The sequence below is a fragment of the Pseudomonas sp. St29 genome (assembly GCF_001547915.1).
GTDB lineage: Bacteria > Pseudomonadota > Gammaproteobacteria > Pseudomonadales > Pseudomonadaceae > Aquipseudomonas.
Genome location: NZ_AP014628.1, coordinates 4,623,518 through 4,647,843 on the forward strand (window position 1 = coordinate 4,623,518; position 24,326 = coordinate 4,647,843).

The 24,326-nt window shown below is 67.9% G+C and carries 15 protein-coding genes; 11 read left to right on the plus strand and 4 right to left on the minus strand.

Annotated elements, in window-relative coordinates; translation table 11 throughout:
- Nucleotides 1-33 precede the first annotated feature (33 nt).
- Nucleotides 34-11,079 (minus strand): non-ribosomal peptide synthase/polyketide synthase, encoded by an 11,046-nt coding sequence (locus PST29_RS20390; RefSeq protein ID WP_060844206.1) that lies wholly within the window; start codon nucleotides 11,077-11,079, stop codon nucleotides 34-36.
- Nucleotides 11,080-11,254: 175 nt separating this feature from the next.
- Here PST29_RS20390 and PST29_RS20395 point away from each other — a divergent pair, with 175 nt between their 5' ends.
- A complete protein-coding gene (locus PST29_RS20395) occupies nucleotides 11,255-12,223 on the plus strand; it encodes a siderophore-interacting protein (protein WP_060844207.1) in 969 nt (322 codons plus the stop codon).
- 177 nt (nucleotides 12,224-12,400) lie between these two features.
- On the opposite strand, the gene PST29_RS20400 is transcribed toward PST29_RS20395, so the two are convergent.
- A complete protein-coding gene (locus PST29_RS20400) occupies nucleotides 12,401-13,141 on the minus strand; it encodes a thioesterase II family protein (RefSeq protein ID WP_060844208.1) in 741 nt (246 codons plus the stop codon).
- 72 nt (nucleotides 13,142-13,213) lie between these two features.
- A complete protein-coding gene (locus PST29_RS20405) occupies nucleotides 13,214-14,386 on the minus strand; it encodes an MFS transporter (RefSeq protein WP_060844209.1) in 1,173 nt (390 codons plus the stop codon).
- Nucleotides 14,387-14,521: 135 nt separating this feature from the next.
- Between PST29_RS20405 and PST29_RS20410 the strand changes: the two genes are divergently transcribed.
- The 9 genes from PST29_RS20410 (at nucleotide 14,522) to PST29_RS20450 (ending at nucleotide 22,520) form a co-directional block, all read left to right on the plus strand.
- Complete coding sequence (locus PST29_RS20410) at nucleotides 14,522-15,109, plus strand: TetR/AcrR family transcriptional regulator (RefSeq protein ID WP_060844210.1); 588 nt, start codon at nucleotides 14,522-14,524, stop codon at nucleotides 15,107-15,109.
- Nucleotides 15,110-15,251: 142 nt separating this feature from the next.
- Complete coding sequence (locus tag PST29_RS20415; protein ID WP_060844211.1) at nucleotides 15,252-15,620, plus strand: VOC family protein; 369 nt, start codon at nucleotides 15,252-15,254, stop codon at nucleotides 15,618-15,620.
- A 57-nt stretch (nucleotides 15,621-15,677) separates the two neighbouring features.
- Complete coding sequence (locus PST29_RS20420; protein ID WP_060840294.1) at nucleotides 15,678-16,139, plus strand: cysteine hydrolase family protein; 462 nt, start codon at nucleotides 15,678-15,680, stop codon at nucleotides 16,137-16,139.
- An 83-nt stretch (nucleotides 16,140-16,222) separates the two neighbouring features.
- Nucleotides 16,223-16,609, plus strand: coding sequence for a hypothetical protein (locus PST29_RS20425; protein WP_060844212.1), 387 nt, complete (start codon nucleotides 16,223-16,225; stop codon nucleotides 16,607-16,609).
- 33 nt (nucleotides 16,610-16,642) lie between these two features.
- Complete coding sequence (locus PST29_RS20430) at nucleotides 16,643-17,095, plus strand: hypothetical protein (RefSeq protein ID WP_060840296.1); 453 nt, start codon at nucleotides 16,643-16,645, stop codon at nucleotides 17,093-17,095.
- Between the two features lie 57 nt (nucleotides 17,096-17,152).
- Entirely contained in the window at nucleotides 17,153-18,058 is a 906-nt protein-coding gene (locus PST29_RS20435; protein WP_060844213.1) for an alpha/beta fold hydrolase, read from the plus strand.
- A gap of 77 nt (nucleotides 18,059-18,135) precedes the next feature.
- A complete protein-coding gene (locus PST29_RS20440) occupies nucleotides 18,136-18,609 on the plus strand; it encodes a hypothetical protein (protein WP_060844214.1) in 474 nt (157 codons plus the stop codon).
- Between the two features lie 15 nt (nucleotides 18,610-18,624).
- Nucleotides 18,625-20,067: a TIGR01777 family oxidoreductase gene (locus PST29_RS20445; protein ID WP_060840299.1), complete on the plus strand. Its 1,443-nt coding sequence runs from the start codon at nucleotides 18,625-18,627 to the stop codon at nucleotides 20,065-20,067.
- A 14-nt stretch (nucleotides 20,068-20,081) separates the two neighbouring features.
- The gene (locus tag PST29_RS20450; RefSeq protein WP_060844215.1) at nucleotides 20,082-22,520 is read left to right on the plus strand and encodes an alpha/beta hydrolase; all 2,439 of its coding nucleotides are present in this window, start codon (nucleotides 20,082-20,084) and stop codon (nucleotides 22,518-22,520) included.
- 16 nt (nucleotides 22,521-22,536) lie between these two features.
- Here the strand turns inward: PST29_RS20450 and PST29_RS20455 are convergent, their stop codons facing one another.
- Complete coding sequence (locus tag PST29_RS20455) at nucleotides 22,537-23,520, minus strand: GlxA family transcriptional regulator (protein WP_060844216.1); 984 nt, start codon at nucleotides 23,518-23,520, stop codon at nucleotides 22,537-22,539.
- 92 nt (nucleotides 23,521-23,612) lie between these two features.
- Here PST29_RS20455 and inhA point away from each other — a divergent pair, with 92 nt between their 5' ends.
- Entirely contained in the window at nucleotides 23,613-24,299 is a 687-nt protein-coding gene (inhA, locus tag PST29_RS20460) for an isonitrile hydratase (protein WP_060840302.1), read from the plus strand.
- Nucleotides 24,300-24,326 lie beyond the last annotated feature (27 nt).

Consider the following 24,326-nt stretch of genomic DNA (forward strand, 5'->3'; position numbering starts at 1 on the left):
TACCAGATCGAGATTAGGGTTGGAAAGCATGGTTCAAATCGCCTCTAGTTCGCTTAAGAATTCACGAAGATCATCAAAATCGGCCGCGCTGCCCACCCGGCAACCCGCCGCCGCTTCGGCATAGGCGCGCAGCGATTCGGTCTGGAACAGTTGCGCCAGCGGCACCTCCAGGCCCAGTTCGGCCTGGACCCGGGAGGTGATCTGGATCGCCAGCAGGGAGTGACCGCCGACTTCAAAGAAGTTGTCGTTCAGCCCGACTCGGGGCAGGCGCAGGACCTCGGCCCAGATGGCCGCGAGCTGTTGCTCCAGCTCGCTGTGCGGCGCCTCGTAGGCTTGCTGCAACTGGCTCGCATCCGGCTGCGGCAGGCCCTTGCGATCGAGCTTGCCGTTCGGCGTCAGCGGCATCTGCGCCAGGAACATCAGGTGGCTGGGCACCATGTAGTCCGGCAGGCGAGTCTTCAGGGCCCGGCGCAAGGCCTCGCGGGCACTGGCCTGGGCAGCCGGATCGGCGGCCACTGCCGGGTCCACGGCCACCACATAACCCACCAGTTGCTTGCCGGTCGGCCCGTCCTGGGCCACCACCACCGCTTCGCGCACCGTTTGCTGCTCGCGCAGGCGCGCTTCGATCTCGCCCAGCTCGATACGGAAGCCGCGGATCTTCACCTGATGATCGACCCGGCCCAGGTAGTCCACCACGCCATCGGCGCGGCCCCGGGTCAGGTCGCCACTGCGGTACACCCGGCTGCCCGGCGCGCCGAACGGGTCGGGCACGAAGCGTTCGGCAGTCAGTGCCGGGCGCTCCAGGTAGCCGCGGGCCACGCCCTCGCCGCCCAGGTACAACTCACCGGCCACACCGATCGGTTGCAGGTTCAGGTGCGCGTCCAGCACGTAGCCGCTGCGGTTGCCCAGCAAGGTGCCGATCGGCATGTAGGCAGCACCACAGGCAGTGCCCTTGTGCGCCTTCCACAGCAACGGCGTGACCACGGTTTCCGTCGGGCCGTAGCCGTTGAACAGGTAGGTCGGGCGCAGCGCGCGCCAGGCCAGGTCGTAGCTGGACTGCGCCACCGCGTCGCCGCCGAAGCAGTAGACCCGCACTGCCGGCGGGTTGCCATCGCGCTCGGCGTGTTCGGCCAGCTGTTGCAGGTACACCGGCGGGAACACGCCGACGGTGACGCCATGGCGGTGCATTTGCGCGTAGGTGTATTCCGGCAGCCACAGGCTGTCGTCGCGGATCAGCACCCGGGCACCGTTGATCAACGGGTGCATCCAGCCTTCGTGGGAGCCGTCGAAGGCGAACGACATGAAGTGCAGTTCGCAGTCCGCCGGGGTCATTTCATAACGCTCGCCGGTGGCGATGATGTGTGCCACCAGCGGCCCGTGGGACACCGCCACGCCCTTGGGCATGCCGGTTGAGCCCGAGGTGTAGATCACGTAGGCCAGGTTGTCGCCATCCAGGGCCACTTCGGGGGCGGTATCGCTGTGGTCGGCCCAGGTTTCACGACGGTCGACCGACAAGCCGTCCAGGCCATCCGGAATCGGCAGCTTATGGGCCACCGCCGAATGGGTCAGCAGCAGCTTGGCGCGGCTGTCCTGCAGCATGTACAGCAGGCGATCCTCGGGGTATTCCACGTCCAGCGGCACGTACACGCCGCCGGCTTTCAGCACCGCGAGGAACGCCACCATGATCTCGGCGCTGCGCGGCATGGCAATCGCCACCCGCACTTCCGGGCCCACGCCACGGGCGATCAGCGCCCGGGCCAGGCGGTTGGCGCTGCGATCGAGCTCGCCGTAGGTCAGTTGCTGGGTATCGAAGATCACCGCCACCGCCTCGGGGGTTTCCCGGGCGCGGTCGGCCACCAGTTCATGCACCAGGCGCGTGGCCGGGAAGCCAGAGTCCGTGCGGTCCCAGAGCGCGAGAATCTGCTGCTGTTCGTCAGCATCCAGCAACTTCAGCTGGGCGATGTTCTGCTGCGGATCGGCCACCATGGCCTGCAGCAGGTTCTGCCAATGCCGGGCCATGCGCTGGATGGTCGCGGCCTCGAACAGGTCGCTGGCGTAGCTCAGCGAGGCCCGTACCTGCTCCTGGGACTCTTCGATATCCAGAATCAGGTCGAACTGCGCCACGCCTTCGTCCCAGCTCACCGGGCTCATGTCCAGGTGCGGCAGGCGCTGCAAATGACTGCCCGCCAGGCTGATGTGGTGGTTGAACAGCACCTGGAACAACGGGCTCAGGCTCAGGCTGCGCTCCGGTTGCAGGGCCTCGACCAACTGCTCGAACGGCAGGTCCTGGTGGGCCTGGGCTTCCAGGGCCCGTTGCTTGACCTGTTGCAGCAGCTGACTGACCGTCAGTTGCTCATCGATATCGGCCTTGAGCACCTGGGTGTTGACGAAGAAACCGATAAGGCGCTCGGTTTCCATGCGGTTGCGGTTGGCGATCGGTACGCCGACACGGATGTCCTGCTGGCCACTGTAGCGATGCAGCAAGGTCTGGTAGGACGCCAGCAACAGCATGAACTGGGTCACGCCCTGGGCCTGGGCCATGGCCTTGAGATCGGCCACCAGGGTTGCCGCCAGCGGCACCTGCAGACGCGCGCCGCGATGGCTCGGCACGGCCGGGCGCTGATGGTCGAACGGCAGTTCCAGCACCGGCTGCTCGCCCCCCAGCAGGGTGCGCCAGTAATCCAGTTGCCGGGCCTTCTCCCCGGCTTCCATCCAGTGACGCTGCCAGACCGCGTAGTCGGCATATTGAACCGGCAGCGCCGGCAGTTGCAGGTCCTGGCCCTGGCTGTAGGCGGCGTACAACTGCACCAGCTCATCCACCATCACCTGCATCGACCAGCCATCGGACACGATGTGGTGCTGCACCAGCACCAGCACATGCTCGTCCTCGGCCAGGCGCAACAGGCTAACGCGCATCAGCGGGCCCTGGCGCAGGTCGAAGGGCTGGGCGATCAGGGCTTCCACCTGCGCCTGCAGGCCGGCCTCATCGGCGTCGGCCAGGGCCAGTTCAAGGCGGGCATGCGGCTCGATCACCTGCAACGTGTGCTCGGCGTCCTGGCGCACATGGGTGCGCAGGCTTTCATGACGCGCCACCAGGGTGTCGAAACTGCGCTGCAAGGCCGCCAGGTCCAGGCGGCCTTTCAGGCGCAGGGCACTGGGCACGTGGTAGGCGGCACTGGCAGGGTCCAGTTGCCAGAGGAACCACTGGCGCTCCTGGGCATAGGACAGCCGCAACGGCTCATCACGCTCCAGCGCCAGCATGGCCGGCGCCGAGGCGCCGACGGCGCCCAGGGCGCGAACGAAATCCCCCAGCAGCGGCTGTTCGAACAGGGTCCTGAGGCCGACCTCGACCCCCAGGCCATGGCGCACCCGGGACACCATCTGCGTGGCCAGCAACGAGTGGCCGCCCATTTCAAAGAAGTGGTCGTTGAGGCCGACCCGTTCGGCGCCCAGGACCTGGGCCCAGATGGCCGCCACTTGTTGCTCCACTTCGCTCACCGGGGCGATCCAATCGGCCAGGGGCTGGCTGGCATCGGGCTTGGGCAGCGCCGCGCGGTCGAGCTTGCCGTTGGGGCTCAGGGGCAGGTGATCGAGGAACAGCATATGCGTCGGCACCATGTAGTCCGGCAGCTCGGCGCGCAGGGTCGCCTTGAGCTGCTCGCGCAACGCTCCCTGCGCGGCCTCGGCCAGCGGCTGACTGGGCACCAGGTAGCTGAGCAACTGATTGTCGGCGGCGAGCACCAGGGCTTCGCGGACGCTGGCCTGGGCCAGCAGGCGCGCTTCGATTTCCCCCAGTTCGATACGGAACCCGCGGACCTTGACCTGATGGTCGATACGCCCGATGTACTCGATCACCCCGTCGGCGCGATAGCGCGCCAGGTCGCCGGTGCGATACAGGCGCCCCGGGCCATCCACGGCAAAAGGGTCGGGAATGAAGCGTTCGGCGGTCAGCTCGGGACGCTTGAAGTAGCCACGGGCAAGCAACGGCCCGGCAATCACCAGCTCGCCGGCCACGCCCACCGGCACCGGGTTGAGGTGCGCATCCAGCAGGTAGATGGCGCGGCCATCCAGCACCCGACCGATCGGCATCACCGGCGGCAGCGCCTCTCGGCCGTCGACGTAGCCGGCGCAATCCAGAGCGGTGGCGGTGACGGTGGCTTCGGTGGGGCCGTAGGTATTGAGCAGGCGCACATGCGCCAGGCCCGCCGCGCGCCAGGCATTGAGGCCCTCGGGCGGCATGGCTTCGCCGCCGATGTGCAGCTGGCGCAAACGGCCATAGTCGCGCGGGCCACGGTCGGCGAAATCGCGCACCAGCAAGTACCAGTAGGCGGTGGTCAGGTCGACCACCGAGATCTCCTGCTCGATCAACTGCTGGTAGAAGGTGTCGCTGTCCCACAGCTCGCCACCACGGACCACCACCCCGGCACCACAGCACAGGGCCGGGTACAGCTGCTCGACGAAACCGTCGAAGTTGAAGGTGCCGAACTGCAGCACCCGGTCATCGGCCTTGAGTGCAAACAGTTCGCCGAACACTTCCACATGCCGCGCCAGGGAAGCGCGGTCGATACCCACGCCCTTGGGGCGGCCGGTGGAACCGGAGGTGAACATCACATACGCCAGGTTGCCCGGCTGCGCGCGGGCGGCCGGGTTCTGCACGCTGTAGTCGGCCAGCCACTGCGGATCGGACTCCAGGCAGACCCACGCCAGCTCGTCGCTGATCGGCAACTGCGCCAACAGTGCCTGCTGGGTCAGCAGCAGGTGCAGCCCGCTGTCCTCGATCATGCATTGCAGGCGCTCGCGAGGGTATTGCGGGTCCAGCGGCACATAGGCACCGCCGGCCTTGAGCACCGCCAGCAGGCCCACGATCATTTCCAGGGAGCGGTCCACCGCGACCCCCACCAGGGTGTCGGCGCCAACGCCCAGCTCGATCAGGCGATGGGCCAGGCGGTTGGCCCGCAGGTTGAGCTCGGCGTAGCTCAGGCGCTGTCGATCGAGGACCAGGGCAATGTTTTGCGGCTGCAACAGCGCTTGCTGTTCGAAGCGTTGCAGCACGCAGGCCTGGGCCGGTTGCGCGGCATGGGGCGGGTTCCAGTCATGCAGCAGGCGTTGCTGTTCCTCTGGCAGCAGCAATGGCAGCGCGCCGACGGCCTGCTCCGGGGCGTCGATGAAGCGCAGCAGCAGCGCCTGCAGATAAGCCCCCAGGCGCTGCAGCGCATCCGCGCCGAAGTGTGCCTGGAGGTACTCCAGGTGCAGGCTCAGGCGTTGACCGCCGTGCACGGTGAGGGTCAGCGGGTAGTTGGTGCGTTCCTGGCTCTTCACGGCGCTGAAGCGCAGGCCCGCGTCGCCGGCCTGCTCCAGGCTCTTGGCCACCGGGAAGTTCTCGAACACCACCAGGGTGTCGAACAGGGCTTCACCGGCAGAACCGGCCCAGCGCTGGATATCGAACAGCGGGGTGTGTTCGTGCTCGCGCAGTTCCAGGTTCAGCGCCTGCACCCCACGCACCCAGTCACTGACGCTCTGCGCCGGGTCAACCGTGGCGATCAACGGCAGAGTGTTGATGAACAGGCCGACCTGTTGCTCGACATCCGCCAGCTCCGCCGGACGCCCGGAGACCGTGACCCCGCAGGCGACGCTGGACTGCCCGGTGTAGCGTTGCAGCAACAGCAGCCAGGCCGATTGCACCAGGGTATTGAGGGTCACCTGATGGGCCCGGGCAAAACGGTTCAGGCGCGCGGTCTGCACCTCGTCGAGCACGTGGAGCAGCTCGCCGTACTCGTCCAGCGCCGGCAGTGCGGCCTTGGCCACGCTGCGAGCCAGATGGCAGGGTTCGTCCAGCTGCGCCAGGCGCTGGCGCCAGAAGGCTTCACCCACGGCCGGGTCTTGCCGTTGCAGCCAGGCAATGTGCTGGGAGAATCCCGCGCCCACCGGCGGTAATGGCTGGCCCTTGCAGGCCTGCAACACCTCGTTGAGCACCAGGGCGTTGCTCCAGCCGTCCATCAGGATGTGGTGGCTGGTGTACAGCAGGTGCCAGCCGTCCTCGGCGGTGCGCACCAGCACCACCCGCAGCAACGGCGGACGAGCCAGCTCGAAGCCCTGCCGATGCTGCTCCACGGCCAGGGCATCCAGCGCGGCTTGCAGATCCTCGCGCCCGCGCCAGTCGTGCTCGATGAACGGCAGGCCGACCTGGCGATAGACCACTTGCAGGGCCTGCCCCTGGTCGTCCTGCCAGACAAAACCGGTGCGCAGCATGTCGTGCCGGGCCAGTACCTGTTCCCAGGCGCGCTGGAACTGCGCCACGTCCAGGCCCTGCACATCGGCGCGCAACTGGCTGACATAGACGTCGCCCTGGCCCTGTTGATACAGGCTGTGGAAGAGCATGCCCTGCTGCATCGGCGACAGTGGGTAGAGGTCCTGCACCTCGCGGGCCGGCAGCGCCAGGTCGTCCAGTTGCGCCTGGCTCAGGCGGGCCAGGGTGACATCGGCCGGGGTCAGGCCGCCCTGCTGCGGGTCCAGGCAATGCTCGATCAGCAGCAGCAACTGCTCCTGGTAATCGTCCACCAGGCGCTGGATGGTGGCGGGCTCGAACATCTCGCGGCTGAAGGCCCAGCTCAGGCTCAGTTCGCCGCCGTAGACCTGCCCTTCGATCACCAGCCAGTTGGCCAGCGGCGCGCGCGGGTCCTGGGCCTGCCCGGCCTTCTCGGTGGCCGGCACCAGCAGCGCCTCGGCATCGAACTGGCGATCGAACTGCCCCAGGTAATTGAAGGTGACCCGTGGCTGCGCCAGCCGGGCCATGGCCTGACGGCTGGCGTCGTCGCCCAGGTAGCGCAGCAGGCCGTAGCCCAGGCCCTTGTCCGGCACGCCGCGCAGTTGTTCCTTGATCGCCTTGAGCGCGGCGCCGGGCTCGCCGGCGCCGCGCAGGTACAGCGGGAACAGGCTGGTGAACCAGCCGACACTGCGGCTCAGGTCCAGGTCGCTGCCCAGGGCCTCGCGGCCGTGGCCTTCCAGTTGCACCAGGGCGCCCTCGGCGCCGGTCCAGCGGCTCAGGGTGCGGGCCAGGGCGGTGAGCAACAGGTCGTTGATCTGCGTGCGATAAGCCGCGGGGGCCTGTTGCAGCAATTGGGCGGTGCGCTGGGCATCCAGGGTCAGGGTGATTTTCTGCTCATGGCGGTTTTCCAGGGCCGCGCCCGGGTGATCCACCGGCAGGTCAGCGACCTGGTCCGGAATCTGCGCCTGCCAGTAGTCCAGTTCGCCGCTGCGCAGGGTCGCGGCCTGCTGCAAATGCTCGGACCAGGCCTGATAGGCACTGGTACGCGGCGCCAGGGCCTGCTGCGGCTGGGTATAGAGCTGTTGCAGGTCTTCCAGCAAGACCCGCCAGGACACCCCGTCCACCACCCAGTGATGAATCACCAGCAACAACCGCTGGCTGCCGTCGGCAAGCTGGACCAGCAGCGCGCGCAACAACGGGCCGTGCTCCAGGTCCAGGCTGCGCTGAGCGGCGTCGCAGAATTCGGTCAATTGCTCGACGCTGGCGGCCGTGCGCTGCCACAGCAGCTCGCCCGTTTGTTCGGCATAGGCCTGCTGCCAACCGTCGGCGCCCTGCCGCACGCGCAGACGCAGGGCGTCGTGGTGCGCCAGCAAACGCGTCAAAGCCTGGTTCAGCCGATCGGCGTCCAGAGGCTGGCGGGCCTGCAACAGCAGCGACTGGTTCCAGTGATGCCGCGCGGGCACCGGCTGTTCCATGAACCAATGCTGTACCGGGGTCAGCGCCACGGCGCCGCTGGCCGGGCCGTCCGCCACTTGCACGCTGGCCACGGGCTTGGCGGCCTGGGCCAGGCTGCGCAGGGTCTGGTACTGGAACAAGTCCCGCGGGCTGAGCAGCAGCCCGGCCTGACGGGCACGGCTGACCACCTGGATCGAGATGATCGAGTCGCCGCCCAGGGCGAAGAAGTTGTCGTCGAGGCCAACCTGCGCCACGCCCAGCACGGCGCTCCAGATCTGCGCCAGGGTCTGCTCGGCGCCCTCGCGCGGCGCGCTGTAAGGGGCTTGCTGCACGTCGCCGGCCTGATTCAACAGAGCCTTGCGATCGAGCTTGCCGTTGGGGGTCAGAGGCATGTGCTCCATGGCAATCCACTGCGCCGGCACCATGTAGTCCGGCAAGCTGCGCCCCAGATGAATCACCAGCGCTTCTTGCCAGTCCTCGGTGGATTCCTGCAACACCAGGTAGGCCACCAACTGCCGGCCATCCACCACCAGTACCGTGACCTCACGGACCTGCGGATGCTCCAGCAGCCGAGCCTCGATCTCCCCCAATTCGATGCGCAGGCCGCGCAACTTGACCTGATGATCCAGGCGCCCCAGGTACTCGATCACCCCATCGGCGCGCTGGCGCACCCGGTCGCCGGTGCGATACAGCCGCGCCCCCTGGTGGAACGGGCAAGGGACAAAGCGCTCGGCGGTCAGGGCCGGGCGCCGGTGGTAGCTGCGCGCCAGGCCGCTGCCGCCCAGGTAGAGTTCGCCGGCGACGCCGGCCGGCACCGGTTGCAACTGAGCATCCAGCACATGGGTGCGCAGGTTGGCGATCGGCCGGCCGATCGGCACGCTGCTCGCGCCTTCGTCGACACAGGTCCAGTGGGTGACATCGATTGCGGCTTCGGTCGGGCCGTACAGGTTGTACAGGGCCGCACCGGGCAGTCGGGCAAAGACCTGCTGCTGGGCTTCCAGGGGCAGGGCCTCGCCACTGCAGACAATGCGCGTGAGGCTGCTGCAGGCCGATACCCCACTGTCATGGATAAAGGCCTGGAGCATCGACGGCACAAAGTGCAGGGTGCTGATCCGCTGTTCGGTAATGATGCGGATCAGTTGCGCCGGTTCCCGGTGGGCGCCCGGGGCCGCCACCACCAGCCGCGCGCCGGTCATCAGCGGCCAGAAAAACTCCCAGACCGAGACGTCGAAGCTGAACGGGGTTTTCTGCAGCACCGCATCACTGGCGTCCAGGCCGTAGGCCTGCTGCATCCAGTACAGGCGGTTGACCAGCGCCGCGTGGCTGTTGCCTGCGCCCTTGGGCTTGCCGGTGGAACCCGAGGTGTAGATCACATAGGCCAGGTTCAGCGGGTCGACCAGCGTCTCCAGCGGGCCGCTGTCATAAGCCAGCAGCGCGTCCTGATCCTGGTCCAGGACGATGACCTTGAGCGCCTGCGCATCGGCTTGGAAATCCAGCAGCGGCAGCAGCGAACGCTGGCTCAGCAAGAGGCGGATGCCGCTGTCCTCGATCATGTAGGCCAAGCGGTCCCGGGGGTATTCCGGGTCCAGGGGCACGTAAGCGCCACCGGCCTTGTGGATCGCCAGCAGGCCCACGACCATTTCGATGGAGCGTTCGATGCAGATGCCCACCAGCACATCCGCCGCCACACCCTGCTCACGCAGCAAGCGGGCCAGGCGGTTGGCTCGGGCATCCAGTTCGGCGTAGCTCAGTTGCTGCTCGCCGAACACCAAGGCGCAGGCGTCGGGGGTACGCCGGGCCTGAGCTTCGATCAGTTGCGGCATGCTCAACCCGGTGGGGTAAGCCTGCGCCGTGGCGTTCCAGTCGTGCACCAGGGTCTGCTGCTCACGGGCATCGAGCAGCGGCAACTCGCCTATGCGCTGCTCGGCATCCCCCAGCATGGCCTGCAGCAGGCCGAGCCAGTGGCGCGCCATGCGGGCAATGGTGGCGGCCTCGAACAGATCGTCGGCGTAGGTCAGGGCGGCGTGCAGCGTGCCGGACTTCTCGTAGGTGTCCAGGGTCAGGTCGAACTGGGTGGTGCGGCTCTGCCACTGCACCAGGCCCAGCTCCAGGCCGGACGCGGTCTGCACCGTGCTGATATCCGCCACTTGCGGCTGGTGGTTGTACATCACCTGGAACAGCGGCGTGTGGCTCAGGTTGCGCTCCAGCTTGAGCGCCTCGACCAGTTGCTCGAACGGCAGGTCCTGGTGGGCCTGGGCCCCCAGCGCTGCATCCTTGACCGCCTGCAGCAGCTCGCCGACCCGGGTCTGGCCGGTGAGCCGGGTGCGCAGTACTTGAGTGTTGACGAAGAAACCGATCAGCCCTTCGACTTCGGCGCGATTGCGGTTGGCGATGGGCACGCCGACGCGGATATCGCCCTGGCCGGTGTAGCGGTGCAGCAGCACATTGAAGGCGCCGAGCAACAGCATGAACAGGGTGACGTTGTGCTGCCTGGCCAGGGTCCGCAACTGTTCGGCCAGCTCCGGCGCCACGGCAAAGTCATAGCGGGTGCCGTGGTAACTGGGCACCGCCGGCCGCGGATGATCGGTGGGCAGTTCCAGCACCGGATGCTCGTCGCCCAACTGCGCCTGCCAGTACTCCAACTGCCGCGCCTGCTCCCCCGCTTCCAGCCAGCGGCGCTGCCACAGGGCGTAGTCGCTGTACTGGATCGGCAGCGGCGGCAGTTGCGGCGCCTCGCCCCGCTCGAAGGCGTCGTAGCAGCGGATGAACTCGTCGATCAGCACGTTCATCGACCAGCCGTCGGAGACGATGTGGTGCAGGGTCAGCAGCAACACATGCTCCTGCTCATCGAGTTGCAGCAGCTTGACCCGCAGCAGCGGACCGCGGTCCAGGTCGAACGGCAGCAGCGACTGGCGCTGGGCCTCGGCCGCCACCGCCTGCTCGCGGCCGGGGGCGTCGATGGCGCCGAGATCGAGAAACTCCACCGACAGCGAGCCCGTCGCCGGCGCCTGCTCCAGGCGGTCGTCGGCATGGCGCTTGAACACCGTGCGCAGGGTTTCGTGGCGCGCCACCAGGGCGGCGAACGCCTGCTCCAGCGCCTGGCGATCCAGCGCTCCGTTCAGGCGCACCGCCCCCGGCAGGTTGTAGGCGCCGCTCTGCGGGTCCAACTGCCAGAGAAACCACATGCGCCGCTGGGCGTAGGACAGTTCCTGACGGTCCTCGACGGCCACCTCGGCCGGAATTGGAAACAACGAAAAGTCGATGTTTTCCGCTCGCAGGCTATCGAGGAATAACCGGCGCTTCTCCAGCGGCAGCTCGATAAACCGGCGTGCGAGTTTCAGGGACTTTTCAGCGTTCATCGGGGGTTCATCCGTACATGTTGGGTATCGAGCAATGGCTCGGCTATCCCTACGAAACGGATGGCCCAGGAGAAAAATTAACCCCGCCCAGCGCGGACGCAGGGGCATCGCCACGGTAAATTGCGCAGGCCGCGGCTCGTCAAATCAGGACCTTCTCCTGAACAAGGTCGCGATCATGTCCTCAGCCACTTCTCTGGCCAGCTCCCTGGCCCAAGGCCTGCGCAAACTGGTAGGCGCCGGCGCCCAGTCACCCCGGGGCTACCGGCTGATCAACGTCGAGCTCAAGCAACGCATCGACCTCAGCCCCTCCATGACCCGCCTGGTGTTCGGCGGCGCCGACATCGCCCAGGCCCGCACCCTGGCCCCGGACCAGCGCATCAAGCTGCTGTTTCCCGGGGCCGACGGCACGCCTGCGCAATTGCCGGTGGAAGGCGACTGGCAGGCGGCCCGGCGCCAGTTGCCGGCCGAGCGCCAGCCGCCGATGCGCACCTACACCATCCGCGCCTTGCGCTTGCATCCGGCGGAGCTGGATGTGGATTTCGTCCTGCACGGGGTCAATGGCCCGGCCTCGGCCTGGGCCACCCATGCCCGGCCCGGCGACTGTCTGCAGATGGTGGTGCCGAACAAGGCCTACAGCGGCGACCCCGGCGGTTATGAGTGGCTGCCGCCGTCGGGGATTGGCAAGGTGCTGCTGATGGGCGATGAAACCGCCCTGCCCGCCATCGCCGGGATTCTCGAGGAGTTGCAGGATTACCCGGATTACCCGGACGTGCAGGTGTTCATCGAAGTGCCCCATGAGAGCGACTGCATCGACCTGCGCTGCCATCCGCAGACCCGGCTCAGTTGGCTGCCCCGGGACGTGCTGGGGGCGCAACATGGCGAACCGCTGATCCATGCCGCCCGGGAGCTGGCCGAGCTGCCGCCGCCCAGCACCGGGCGTCGGCCGCTCAAGGTCGCCGATCGCGACCTTGAGCAACGTCCCTGGGAAACCGCCAAGCCGGCGGACAACCGCTTCTACGCCTGGGTCGCCGGAGAATCGGCGACGGTGATGAGCATCCGCCGCCACCTGATCAACGAGCGCGGCCAGGAGCGTCGCAACCTGACCCTGATGGGTTACTGGCGCCTGGGTATGTCCCTGGGTTGAGCCCACCAACTGCCCCCTATTCCCTATAGCCGCTGCCGAGCCCGCCAAGCTGCGCAAAGGCCCGAAGGGCCTTGCTTGGCGATCGCCAGTCGACCCTTTGGAGCCCTCAGGTTTTTTGCGTCCCTGCGGGCCGTGCGCAGCCTGCGGCAGCGGCTACGGGGAGCATGTCTGTAGCCGCTAGGAAAGCGCGGCTACCGGTTGCAGGTGGCGGCGGCGATGCACTTCCAGGTGGCCCTTGATCAGGCTCAGCACCTTGGTTTCCTGTTCGTGGATGAAGAAGTGCCCGCCCGCGAGCATGTCCACGGAGAAACTGCCGCAGGTTTCCTGGCTCCAGCCAATCAGTTGTTCGCGGGTGGCGCGGTCGGTCGTGCCCCCCAGCACATGCACCGGGCAATTGAGCAACGGGCGCTGCAGCGGGCGAAAACGGCCGCACAGCAGGAAGTCGGCCCGCAGGATCGGCAAGGTCAGGCTCATCAGTTCCTGGTTGGCCAGCACCTCTTCGCTGGTGCCATTGAGGGTGCGCAGCTGCTCGATCAACTGTGGGTCAGTCTTGGCCTCGGCAAACCCTCGGTCGTATTCGCTGCGCAAGGTCGGTGCCGCCGTCCCGGAAGCGAACAGCGCCACCGGTTCCGGACAGCCCAGGGCGCGCAGGGCATGGGCCAGTTCGCAGGCCAGCAAGGCCCCCAGGCTGTGGCCGAACAGGGCATAGGGCGCGCGCAACGTGCTCTGGAGTTCCCGGGCAAGCTGCATCGCCAGCACCCGCATGTCGGTGTGCAGGGGTTCGGCGTAGCGGCTGCCTCGTCCGGGCAACTCCACCGGTTGCAGGTGCAGCCAGCTCGGCAGCTTGCGCCGCCAGCGGCTGTAGACCATGGCGCTGGCGCCGGAGTACGGCAGGCACAGCAGGTTCAACTGAGTCACGGTTTATCCCTCGACAGATCATCTGTTAGGAACAACGCGGCAGCAGGCGGAGAAATTAGTCCGGCACGGGCCTCAGCGCAGGCGTCGATAGCTCTGCAACGCCGCCCCCAGCACCACCGCGCCGCCGGCCAGGGCCAGCCAGAAGCCGCTGCGGGCACCGAAATGGTCCACCAGCGCACCGGAGCCGGCGGCCCCCAGGGCCACGCCGATGCTCAGGCCGGTGACCAGCCAGGTCAGGCCCTCGGTGAGCTTGGCCGGCGGCACGATGCGCTCCACCAGGGCCATGGCGACGATCAGGGTCGGGGAGAAAAACAGCCCGGCGACGAACACCGCCAGGGACAGGCCGAAGATGTTGCTCGCCCACAGCAGCGGCAAGGTGGCCAGGGCCGTGGCGATACCGCCATACATGAACAACCGGGGCAAGGGCGTGGCCAGTTTCAGGGCTCCGAAGGCAATGCCTGCCAGGCACGAACCGATGGCGTACACCGAAAGCACGATGCTCGCCGCCGCCGGCTGTCCCTGCTGCTGGGCGAAGGCCACGCTGACCACGTCCACCACCCCGACAATGGTGCCCATGGCGGTCATCAGCAGCATCAGCAGGCGGATCTCCCCGGAGCGGATGATCGAGCCGCCGCCCCCCTGCTCATGGGGATGCACCGGGGGCTCGGTGCTCTTTTGCATGACGAACACCCCCACCCCCAGGGCCAGCGTCAGCAGCGCCCCCAGCGGCCCGGCCTCGGGAAACAGGCCGACGCACAGGCCCACCGACAACGGCGGACCGATGATGAAGCAGACTTCGTCGAGCACCGATTCCAGGGCGTAGGCGGTCTGCAGTTGCGGCTGGCCGCGGTACAGCTCGGTCCAGCGGGCACGGACCATGGCCGACATGCTGGGCATGCAGCCGGCCAGGGCGGCACAGATGAACAGGGTCCAGTGCGGGGCCTGCAAGCGCGTGCACAGCAACAGGGCCAGCAATGCACCGCCCCCCAGGGTCGCGGCCAGGGGCAGCACCCGTCCCTGGCCGAAACGGTCCACCAGCCGCGAAACCTGGGGCGCGCAAAACGCCGTGGCCAGGGCGAAGGTCGCCGCCACCGAGCCGGCCAGGGCGTAGCCGCCGTGCAACTGGGCAAGCATGGTGATCAGGCCGATGCCGGTCATGGAGATCGGCATGCGCGCCAGCATCCCGGCCAGGACGAAGGCCCGGCTGCCGGGGGCCTTGAACAATTCGCGGTAGGGGTTTGCCATTGAAACGACTCCTTGGAGGGGCTGCAACTTGCCATAAAGTAGCCAGGCAGTAGAAACACATACGCCTCGTATGTTAAAAAGCATGGGAACATACGCCGCGTATGTCAACCCGTCATTTGTTGGAGAAGCGTCTTCATGAGCAGCCGTCCCCGCGCCGAGATGATCGAAGAAACCCGCGCCAAGTTGATTGCTAGTGCACGCCAGGCCTTTGCCCGGCTGGGCTACGCCCGGACCTCGATGGACGACCTGACCGCCGAAGCCGGGCTGACCCGGGGCGCGCTGTATCACCATTTTGGTGACAAGCAGGGATTGCTGGCGGCGGTGGTGGAGCAGATCGACAGTGAAATGGATGAGCGCCTGGAGGCCATCTCCGTCGCGTCCGACGACCCGTGGCACGGCTTTGCCCAGCGCTGCCGGGCCTACCTGGAAATGGCCCAGGAAACGGAGATCCAGCGCATCGTCCTGCAGGATGCCCGGGCAGTGCTGGGGGAACGGCGGCCGGCGCAGGAGCATTGCATCGACTCCCTGAGCCAACGTTTGCAGGCCCTGAGCGCCGCCGGGCTGATCGAGCCCGCGCCGAGCCACGCCCTGGCGCGCCTGATCAACGGCAGCCTGGTGGACGCGGCGCTGTGGATTGCCGCCGCCGAGCCCGGCGAGCAGCGCCTGCAAGCGTCCCTGCAGGGGCTTGAACTGCTGCTGCGCGGGCTGCGGCCAGGGCACTGAACGGCGCTTGCCGCCGCTGCTGCTCCGCACCGCCCGTGTGCTTGAACGCCCCTTGAATGGCGACAAGAGCCTCTGGCAACCTTGCGCCCGCCCCCGGTGCCGACTGCGGGCCTTTGTGCCTGACCGCCATGGAAGTCGCCCCATGCCCGATTCGCCGATCATTGCCGTGATGATCCACGCCGCCGACTGGCGCGCCGCCACCTTGCGGTACGCCCAGGCCTTCCCCCGGGCCCGCCGGGTCGTGCATGAGCCGGATGATTTCGGCCATTTGCAGCTCGACGGCCTGTCCCTGGAAATCGTTCCCTGTGACGCCAAGGTCGGCCAGGGCCCGGCGGGCACGGTGGTGTATTGGCACGTCAGCGACCTGCCCGGCGAAGTGCAGCGCCTGAGCGCCCTGGGCGCGCGCCTGTACCGCGGGCCGATGGCCATCGACGGCGGCGAATGGATCTGCCAGGTGCAGGACCCCTGGGGCAACTGCATCGGCCTGCGCCAGCCGGCGACGCTCGCCTGACGCGGTATCTGGCGGCACACTGACGAGCTTTTCACCCGAGCCCCAAGGAGAAACGGCATGCATCAGGTGCTGCTGATCATCGACGTACAACCCTGCTTCAACCCGCCGCCATGGCTGGTGGAGGGCATCAACCGCTTGCTCGGGCGCATGCCCTCGGTGGCCACGGTGGAACGCCATGATGAAAGCCGCACGCCCTTCGCCCGGCAACTGGGTTGGCAACCGCCGGTGGACGACCAGAGCCTGGTGGCGGCCGACAAGGTCTTTATCAAGCACGGCTACGGGCCGACGACGGAACTCCTCGATTACCTGAAAAGCCTCAGTCCCCAGCGGGTGCTGGTGTGCGGCATCCAGACCGACACCTGCGTCCTGGCCGCGGGTTTTGCCCTGTTCGATGCCGGCCTGCAGCCGACCCTGCTCACCGACCTGACGGTGGGCTCCTCCCTGGACCGCAGCGGCGGCCTGGGCATTGACCTGTGGCGGCATCACTTCAAGCACCTGATCCGCAGCGACGAACTGTAGAAGCCGGCTTACCGGAAGCGATCTTGCGAGCGACACTGCGCTAGCATCCGCACCTCGCCCCATCGTCTCGACAAGGAATCCCCATGAGCCTGGACCTGCACCTTGAAGCCGACCAATGCCTGACTTCGGCGCTGCTCGGCCGTTTACTGCAAGGCTTCCCGGGCACCGAAGTGCACTACCTGCCCGGCGCGGTCCAGGCCTGGTTCCCCTCAGGCCTGAGCCTGCAAAGCGAAGACTCCAGCCTGGAACCCGAGATCCGCGCCGAAGACCGCAAGGGCTGCGACTTCGCAGTCGGCCTGCGCTGCCACCTGCGGATCAAGGGCCCCGAGCCCGAAGACCATCACTCTCTGGATGACATCCGCCGCTTACTGGAAACCATCGCCCAGCACTGCGAGGCGCGATTCATCCTCTCGTTCCAATACGAATCCACCCTTTACTGGCGCGATGCTGGCGGACTGTGTGAAGCCTGAGCCGCGAAAACACACTGGAGTGATTGCAGCCCGATGAAAAAACTCTTCGCCCTGCTGGCCCTGCTGTTCAGCACCCCGGCCTTGAGCGCCTCGTTCAGCGACTCACCCGAAGCGCTGGTACGGCAATTCATTGCCGACTATCAGCAGTGGAGCGACAGGGCCAGCGCCCGCCAAGCGGACAACGCGCCGCTGCAATCGATGGATCTGGCACAGCAGGAGTACGCCCGGTTGCTGGCCAAGTTCTGCCTGCCGGGCTTTCAGGGCCAGCCCATTGCCTTCAGCTCCCCGGCCAGCCACGGCACGGCGTACGAGCAGATCCTCTCCAGCAGCCGAACCGCAGATCGCGCGCTAGTGAAAACCCGAGCAATCAGCCCCGGCGAGGGCTTTGCCGCCGATTACCACTACCACCTGATCTTCAGCGGCCAGCGCTGGTACCTCAGCGAAGTGTTCTACGTCGACCAGGACGGCCAGTACGAGTCGCTCTAGATCAGCCGTAATCGTTTTGAGCTAGGGTGTTTCAAGTCACCGAACCCCGGAGCCACCATGCCCAGCTCAGCCGCCCTGCATCAGGTCACGACCCCCAGCCTGCACCTTGCCTACGAAGCTCACGGCCCGGCCACTGGCGAGCCGGTGATCCTGCTCCACGGTTTTCCCTACGACGTGCGGGCCTACGACGAGATCGCCCCGCCCCTGGCCGAACGCGGCTACCGGGTCATCGTTCCCTACCTGCGGGGCTACGGCCCGACACGCTTTGTCAGTGAGCAGATCATGCGCTCCGGGCAGCAGGCCGCCCTGGCCCGGGACCTGCTGGAGCTGATGGACGCGCTGCACCTGCCCCGGGCCACTCTCGCCGGCTACGACTGGGGCGGTCGCGCCGCGTGCATCGTCGCCGCCCTGTGGCCGCAGCGGGTCAAGGGCCTGATGAGCGCCGACGGCTACAACATCCAGGACATCCCCAAGGCCTGCGAACCCAGGGCGCCGGAGACCGAGCACCGGTTGTGGTACCAGTACTACTTCAACACCCAGCGCGGGGTGGATGGGCTGACGGCCAATCGCCGGGCGTTCTGCGAGCTGTTGTGGCGCCAGTGGTCGCCGACCTGGAAGCAGGGGCCGCAGTGCTATGGCCTTACCGCGCCGTCCTTCGACAACCCGGACTTTGTCGACGTGGTGATCCATTCCTACCGCCATCGCTTCGGCTACGTACCCGGCGACCCCAGCCTGGAAAGCATCGAGCAGGCCTTGCAGGCGCAACCGCCGATCCGCGTGCCGACCATCGCCCTCTGTGGCGCCGACGACGGGGTCGGCCCGGCCATTGAGCCGGACCCCGATATCGGCCTGTTCAGCGGGCCTTATCAACGCCGGATCCTGCCCGGGGTCGGCCACAACCTGCCCCAGGAGGCCCCGCAAGCCACCCTCGACGCACTGCTGGAGTTGCTTCAGAACAGGTGAGAAGTGGCAACCGGCGCACGCCACGCGGGGGGAAAAATCGGTACACTCCGCGGCTTTGATCCTCCACAGGACATGGAATGTTACCCGCCGCGACCTCTCCCCGCCCCGGCCTTCGCCGGGCCCTGGTGCTCTGGCTCTACGCCGTCGGCACCGGCCACTTGCTGGCCGGGCTGCTGCTGACCTGGGCCGGCCACAGCGGCCTGTTCAACGACTACCTCGGCGGCATCGAACAGGCCTTCTGGGGCGCCGCCGCGCCGGCACCGGCCCGGGCCCAGCAGGTCTGGTGGCTGGGCCTGTTCGGCGCCACCCTGCAAAGCTACTCGCTGTACCTGCTGGGCCTGGTGCACCTGGGCAACCGCCTGCGCGCGCCGGCGGCCTGGACCTGGCTGATGGCCGGGATCGTGCTGTGGGCGCCCCAGGACATGTGGCTGTCCTGGCAGATGAACATGACCGCGCACCTGTGGATCGACAGCTTCGCCCTGCTGGTGCTGCTGCCACCGTTACTGTGGCTGCAGCGCCACGACCGCCGTACCTCTCGTCTTCCCTCGTAAAAGGACTTCACCATCGTGGCTGATTTGCCAATCCTGCAGTGGGCCATCGCCCTGTTGCTCGCCCAGGGCGTGCTCGGCGCCCTGGATACGATCTACCATCACGAACTCACCGTGGCCCTGCCGCAACGCCATGGTGCGCGCAAGGAGCTGGCGATCCATGCCCTGCGCTCGTGCTTCTACGGCGTGCTGTTCATGGGCATCGCCCACCTGGCGTTCCAGGGCATCTGGGCGCTGGTGATCGCGGTGCTGTTCGCCCTGGAAATCGGCCTGACCCTGTGGGACTTCGTGGTCGAGGACCGCAGCCGCAAGCTGCCGGCCATCGAACGCATCATGCACACGGTGCTGGCGATCAATGCCGGGGCCTTCTTCGCCCTGTACGGCCTGCAACTGCTGGAGTGGTCGCGCCTGCCCAGCGCCTTGAGCCCTATCGACCTGGGTTGGCAAGGCTGGGCCCTGAGCCTGTTCGCCGTCGGTGTGACGGCCTCGGGGATTCGTGACGGCCTGGCGGCCTTGCGCCTGCAACGCCAGGGCCAGGGCGCCAATCCCTTTGCCGGCGGCCGCGGCAAGCGCGTGCTGGTCACCGGCGGCACCGGCTTTATCGGTGAAACCCTGGTCAACCAACTGCTGGATGCCGGGCACACGGTCAGCGTGCTGGCCCGCGACCCGCTGCGCGCCGCCTACCTGTTCGACGGCCGCGCCCGCTGCTTGCGCTCGTTGAGCAAGCTGGGCCATGGCGAAGCCTTCGACGTGATCATCAACCTGGCCGGCGCCCCGGTGGCCGGACCACGCTGGACCGCCAAGCGCCAGGCGCAACTGCTGGCCAGCCGGGTCGGCACCACCGAAGCCCTGCTCAACTGGCTGCAACACGCCCAGCACAAGCCGGAGCTGTGGATCCAGGCGTCGGCCATCGGTTTCTACGGGGTGCGCGACGCCAGCCAGAGCCTGGATGAAAACGCCGAGCGCGGCGAAGGCTTCATGGCCGACCTGTGCGCGCGCTGGGAATCCTCGGCGGAGCCGGCGACCCGCTTCGGCGTGCGGCAGGTGGTGCTGCGCCTGGGCATCGTGTTCGGTCCCGGCGGCGCCCTGAAGCCGCTGCTGCTGCCCTTCCATTTCGGCTTTGGCGGACGCATGGGCGATGGTCGGCAGATCATGAGCTGGGTGCACCGCGACGACGTGTTGCAGGTGATGGCCCGGGCGATCAACGACACGTCGCTGTCCGGCACCTACAACATGGTGGCGCCGGAAGCGGTGAGCCAGGGCACCTTCGCCGCCACCGCCGGCAAGGTGCTCAAGCGCCCGGTGTGGCTGCATGTGCCGGCCGCGCCGGTGCGGGCCCTGGCCGGGGAAATGGCCGAGCTGTTCTTCGACGGCCAGAAGGTGGTGCCCGCGCGCCTGCTGCAGGCCGGCTACCGCTTCCGTTACCCGACCCTGGACGCGGCCCTGCGCGACCTGACCTGAGCTGAGGAATGCCCATGAGCAAGCCCCTGTTGTACCTGATGGCGGGCAATGGCAGCGCCGCCGACTGGTGGGACGATGCCCTGCCGCACTTCCAGCGCTATCAGGTGCAACCCCTGGAGCTGCCGGGGTTTGGCGACAACCCGCTGCCGCCCTGCCAGGACCTGGGTGAATACGCCGAGGCCCTGCTGGGCATGACGGCGCCGGGCAACGCGATTGTCGCGGTGGGGGTCAGCGCGCTGATCGTGCTGCACGCCTTGCAACGCCGCCCCGGGCATTTCTGCCGCAGCGTGCTGCTGTCGCCGGTGGGGGCCTTTCTCTGGCAACGGCGCTTGCCGGCGCTGATGTCGCCGCTGCCGGCGCGCCTGCTGATTCATGGCCTGCTGAGCCATAAACCGACCCTGTTCGCCGGCAAGTTCTCGCGCCAGCCATGGACCCAGGAGCAATACCGGCGCATGGGTTCGGGCTATGCCCGCTGCCGGGCGTTCGTGCCGCTGTGGCAACAGCTGCGGGCCGACACCGCGCTGCCGCTGCTGGAGTGGATCAAGGACCCGGTGCACCTGGTCTGGGGCGATCAGGACCGGCTGCTGGGAGTGGCCCAGGCCGCGGCCTGGTCGGCGATCCTGGCCCGGGCCGACCTGCGGGTCAGCCTGCAGCCGGGTTGGGGCCATTACCCCTGGGTCGATGCACCGGCCCAGTTCGTCGCCTGGCTGGAGTCCGCCGATCCGGGCTTTGTCGCCCACACCAAGGGCGGCCGCCTGCACCTGGCGCAACTGGCCGGCCAGCCGGTGCCCAGCGCCCTGTCCCTGGACAGCGCCGGCGACCCGCGCCTGCCGGCCCTGCTCGGCAGCCAGCCCGCGGCGCTGTGGGCGGTGCGTTCCTCCAGCTACGGCGAGGATCAGGCCGACTCGGCCAATGCCGGCCTGAGCACCACTTACCTGCGGGTCGCCAGCGCGGACGTGCCGGCGCGCATCAGCGAGCTGCGCGACGCCGGGGTCGAGGAAGTGGTGGTGCAGCGTTTCATCCAGCCGACCCTTTCGGGTATCGCCTTCGTGCGCCATCTCTCGGTGGAACTGGAATGGGTCGAAGGCCATCTGGAACGCCTCGCCGACGGCCAGGTCAGCCCGCAGCGGGCGATTCTTTCGCGCCTGGGCCCGGCCTGGGAAAGCGGCGCCTTCGCCAGCACCCAGGGCCTGAGCGCCAGGGCCTTGTGGGACTTCCTGCAAGGGGTGCTGAAGACCTTTCACTACGTGCCCGGCGATGTCGAATGGGCCTGGGACGGCCAGCAACTGTGGCTGCTACAGTACCGCCCGATCAGCGACTACGGCTGGCGCCGGCACCTGACCGCGGCCAATATCGCCGAGATCCTGCCGCCCCAGCCCAGCCGTTTCGTCGAGTACGGCCAGCGCCGCGCGGCGGCGAGCATTCCGGCGATCATGGCCCGCTGGGACAGCCGGGTGCTGCAGGACAACGAACCCTTCACCGCGGTGTTCGGCGGTGCTTCCTACATCAACAACGACCTGTTCCTGGCGCGCCTGGCCGACTGGGGCCTGCCCTCCTCCAGCTACGCCGGGGAAGTCGGTGGCGCCACCCCGGAGCTGCCTTTGCGCCCGCTGCGACTGCTGCGTTCGCTGCCGCGTTTCCTGCGCATGCAGCACATCGCCCGCGGCCATCTGCTGACCCTGGAACGCGGCCTGCGGCGCTTCGATGACGAGTTGGCGCAGTTGCACCAGGGTGCTGCCGACGGCCAGCAACTGGCGGACTGGTTCAGCCGCTTCTACGTGTTCGTGGTGCAGGGCAACCTGTGCATCGCCACCGCCCTGGCCAGCAGCGGCGGCGCACTGCTGGGGCGCCCGCCCACCGCCTACGACAACCTGGACCACAGCCCCCATCGCCTGCCCTGGGAAACCGACCCCGGCACCCCGCGCCCGCCCTGCACCGAGTTGCCGCTGCAGGCTTTCCCGTACTGGAGCCCGGCCATCATCCTGGCCCACCGCCTGGGTTTGCCGGGCATGCGCGGCTACTACCTGCAAGTGCGCGAGTGGTACCGGGACAACCTGATGCGGATCTTTTTCCGCCTGCACCACGCCGTGCCCGAGGCCGATCGCGACTACTGGTTCGCCCCCCACGAGCAGGTGCGCAGCCGCGGCGGCAGCTTCTGGCAGGACGGCCGCGAAGGCAGCGAACAGGCCGCGGGCTTCATGATCTATCCGGGGCAGGTCCAGGGCGTATTGGGGGTCGACATTCTCCTGGAAGACACCCTCGACCCCGGGCGCCATGCCCACTACCAACAGGCCCGAGCGGTGATCGCGCGCATGGGCGGGCGCCTGTCCCACGGCTCGACCCTGCTGCGCGAGCTGCGCAAGCCCTCGGCGGTGCTGCCCCAGGTCGACCCGGCCTGGGTCGGTCGCGAAGTGCTGTATAGCGACGGCCAGCTGAGCCTGGTCGAAGGCTGACCCCCGCGCCCCAGGCTCAGGCCTGCTCGGTGGCGGCGAAACGTTCGCGGTAGGCCTGGGGCGTCACCCCCAGGGCTCGCAGCAGGCTGCGGCGCAGGGTTTCTTCACTGCCAAAACCGCATTGCGCGGCGATGCGCTTGATCGGCAGGCCGGTGTCGACCAGCAGGCGTCGCGCGGTTTCCACCCGGATCTGCTCGATCGCCCGGGCCGGGGTCCGGCCGGTGTCGGCGCGGTAGTGGCGAACGAAACTGCGCTCGCTCATGCCCGCCTGCTGGGCCAGCACCGGCAGCGTCAGCTCGCGACCGAGATTCTCGGCGATCCAGGCGTGCAGCCCATCGAAACGCCCGCCCTGGTTTTGCAGCGACAGGGTCACGCTGAACTGCGACTGGCCGCCCGGACGCTTGAGAAACACCACCAGTTGCCGGGCCACCTCCAGCGCCGCCTCGCGGCCCAGGTCGGCCTCCACCAGGGCCAGGGCCAGGTCGATGCCGGCGGTGACCCCAGCCGAAGTCCACACCGGGCCGTCGTTGATGAAGATCGGGTTGGGCTCCACCTGCAGCTGCGGGTATTGCTCGGCCAACTGCTCGCAGCGGGTCCAGTGGGTGACCACCCGGCGCCCGTCCAGCCAGCCGCTGGCCGCCAGCAGAAAGGCCCCGGTGCAGACCGAGGCCACGCGCCGCGAGGTCGCCGCGCGCTGAGCGACCCAGGCCACCAACTGCGGGTCCCGAGCCGCCTCGTAGACGCCCCAACCGCCGGCAACGATCAAGGTGTCGCAGGCCACTTCCGGCGCTGGCAAGGCATCGGCCAGCAGCGCCAGCCCCGATGAACTCAGGGTCGCCCCACCCGGGCTGGCGATCACCCGCGGATGGTAGGGCAAGGGCAGACCCAGGCCGCGGGCCCGGTCATTGGCCGACGCGAACACCTGCAAGGGGCCGGTGACGTCCAGCAACTGGTGATTGGCAAAAGCCAGGACAAATACGTTTTTCGGCGCAGTGGACATGATTGGCGTAAATCGAGGGCAGGTTGGCGAATACGCCAAAGCCTAGAGCGCTAGAGTCAGGCCGTCCACTTCATCGACACAAGGAACAGGCCATGGCGTTACAGATAGGTTTTCTGTTGTTTCCAGAGGTCCAGCAGCTGGACCTGACCGGTCCCCACGACGTGCTGGCCTCGCTGCCGGATGTGCAGGTGCATCTGATCTGGAAGGAGCCGGGGCCGGTGGTGACCAGCTCCGGGCTGGTGCTGCAGGCCAGCACCGGTTTTGCCGACTGCCCGCCGCTGGATGTGCTCTGCATCCCCGGTGGCGCCGGGGTCGGGGCGCTGATGGAAGACCCGCAGACCCTGGCCTTCATCCGCCAGCAGGCGGCCCGGGTGCGCTACCTGACCTCGGTGTGCACCGGCGCCCTGGTGCTCGGCGCCGCCGGCCTGCTGCAGGGCAAGCGCGCCACCACCCACTGGGCCTACCACGACCTGCTGGCGCCGCTGGGGGCGATCCCGGTGCGCGAACGGGTGGTGCGCGACGGCAACCTGCTGACCGGCGGCGGCATCACCGCCGGCATCGACTTCGCCCTGACCCTGGCCGCCGAACTGTTCGACGCCGCCACCGCGCAACTGGTGCAGTTGCAACTGGAATACGCCCCGGCGCCGCCGTTCGAGGCCGGCAGCCCGGACACCGCGCCGGCCAGCGTGGTGCAGCTCGCCCGCCAGCGCACCACGGAGTCGCTGCACAAGCGCCGGGAAATCACCCTGCGCGCGGCGGCCAGGTTGCACGCCGGCTGACCACGCCGACTGAGGCTCCGGGCACGG

Bases quoted from the DNA above. Each gene is read 5' to 3' on its own strand.
- PST29_RS20435 (WP_060844213.1), top strand. From the start codon at position 17,153: ATGCCCAGCTCAGCCGCCCTGCATCAGGTCACGACCCCCAGCCTGCAC.
- PST29_RS20425 (WP_060844212.1), top strand. From the start codon at position 16,223: ATGAGCCTGGACCTGCACCTTGAAGCCGACCAATGCCTGACTTCGGCG.
- PST29_RS20415 (WP_060844211.1), top strand. From the start codon at position 15,252: ATGCCCGATTCGCCGATCATTGCCGTGATGATCCACGCCGCCGACTGG.
- PST29_RS20420 (WP_060840294.1), top strand. From the start codon at position 15,678: ATGCATCAGGTGCTGCTGATCATCGACGTACAACCCTGCTTCAACCCG.
- PST29_RS20455 (WP_060844216.1), bottom strand. From the start codon at position 23,520: ATGTCCACTGCGCCGAAAAACGTATTTGTCCTGGCTTTTGCCAATCAC.
- inhA (WP_060840302.1), top strand. From the start codon at position 23,613: ATGGCGTTACAGATAGGTTTTCTGTTGTTTCCAGAGGTCCAGCAGCTG.
- PST29_RS20405 (WP_060844209.1), bottom strand. From the start codon at position 14,386: ATGGCAAACCCCTACCGCGAATTGTTCAAGGCCCCCGGCAGCCGGGCC.
- PST29_RS20410 (WP_060844210.1), top strand. From the start codon at position 14,522: ATGAGCAGCCGTCCCCGCGCCGAGATGATCGAAGAAACCCGCGCCAAG.
- PST29_RS20450 (WP_060844215.1), top strand. From the start codon at position 20,082: ATGAGCAAGCCCCTGTTGTACCTGATGGCGGGCAATGGCAGCGCCGCC.
- PST29_RS20390 (WP_060844206.1), bottom strand. From the start codon at position 11,079: ATGAACGCTGAAAAGTCCCTGAAACTCGCACGCCGGTTTATCGAGCTG.
- PST29_RS20395 (WP_060844207.1), top strand. From the start codon at position 11,255: ATGTCCTCAGCCACTTCTCTGGCCAGCTCCCTGGCCCAAGGCCTGCGC.
- PST29_RS20440 (WP_060844214.1), top strand. From the start codon at position 18,136: ATGTTACCCGCCGCGACCTCTCCCCGCCCCGGCCTTCGCCGGGCCCTG.
- PST29_RS20430 (WP_060840296.1), top strand. From the start codon at position 16,643: ATGAAAAAACTCTTCGCCCTGCTGGCCCTGCTGTTCAGCACCCCGGCC.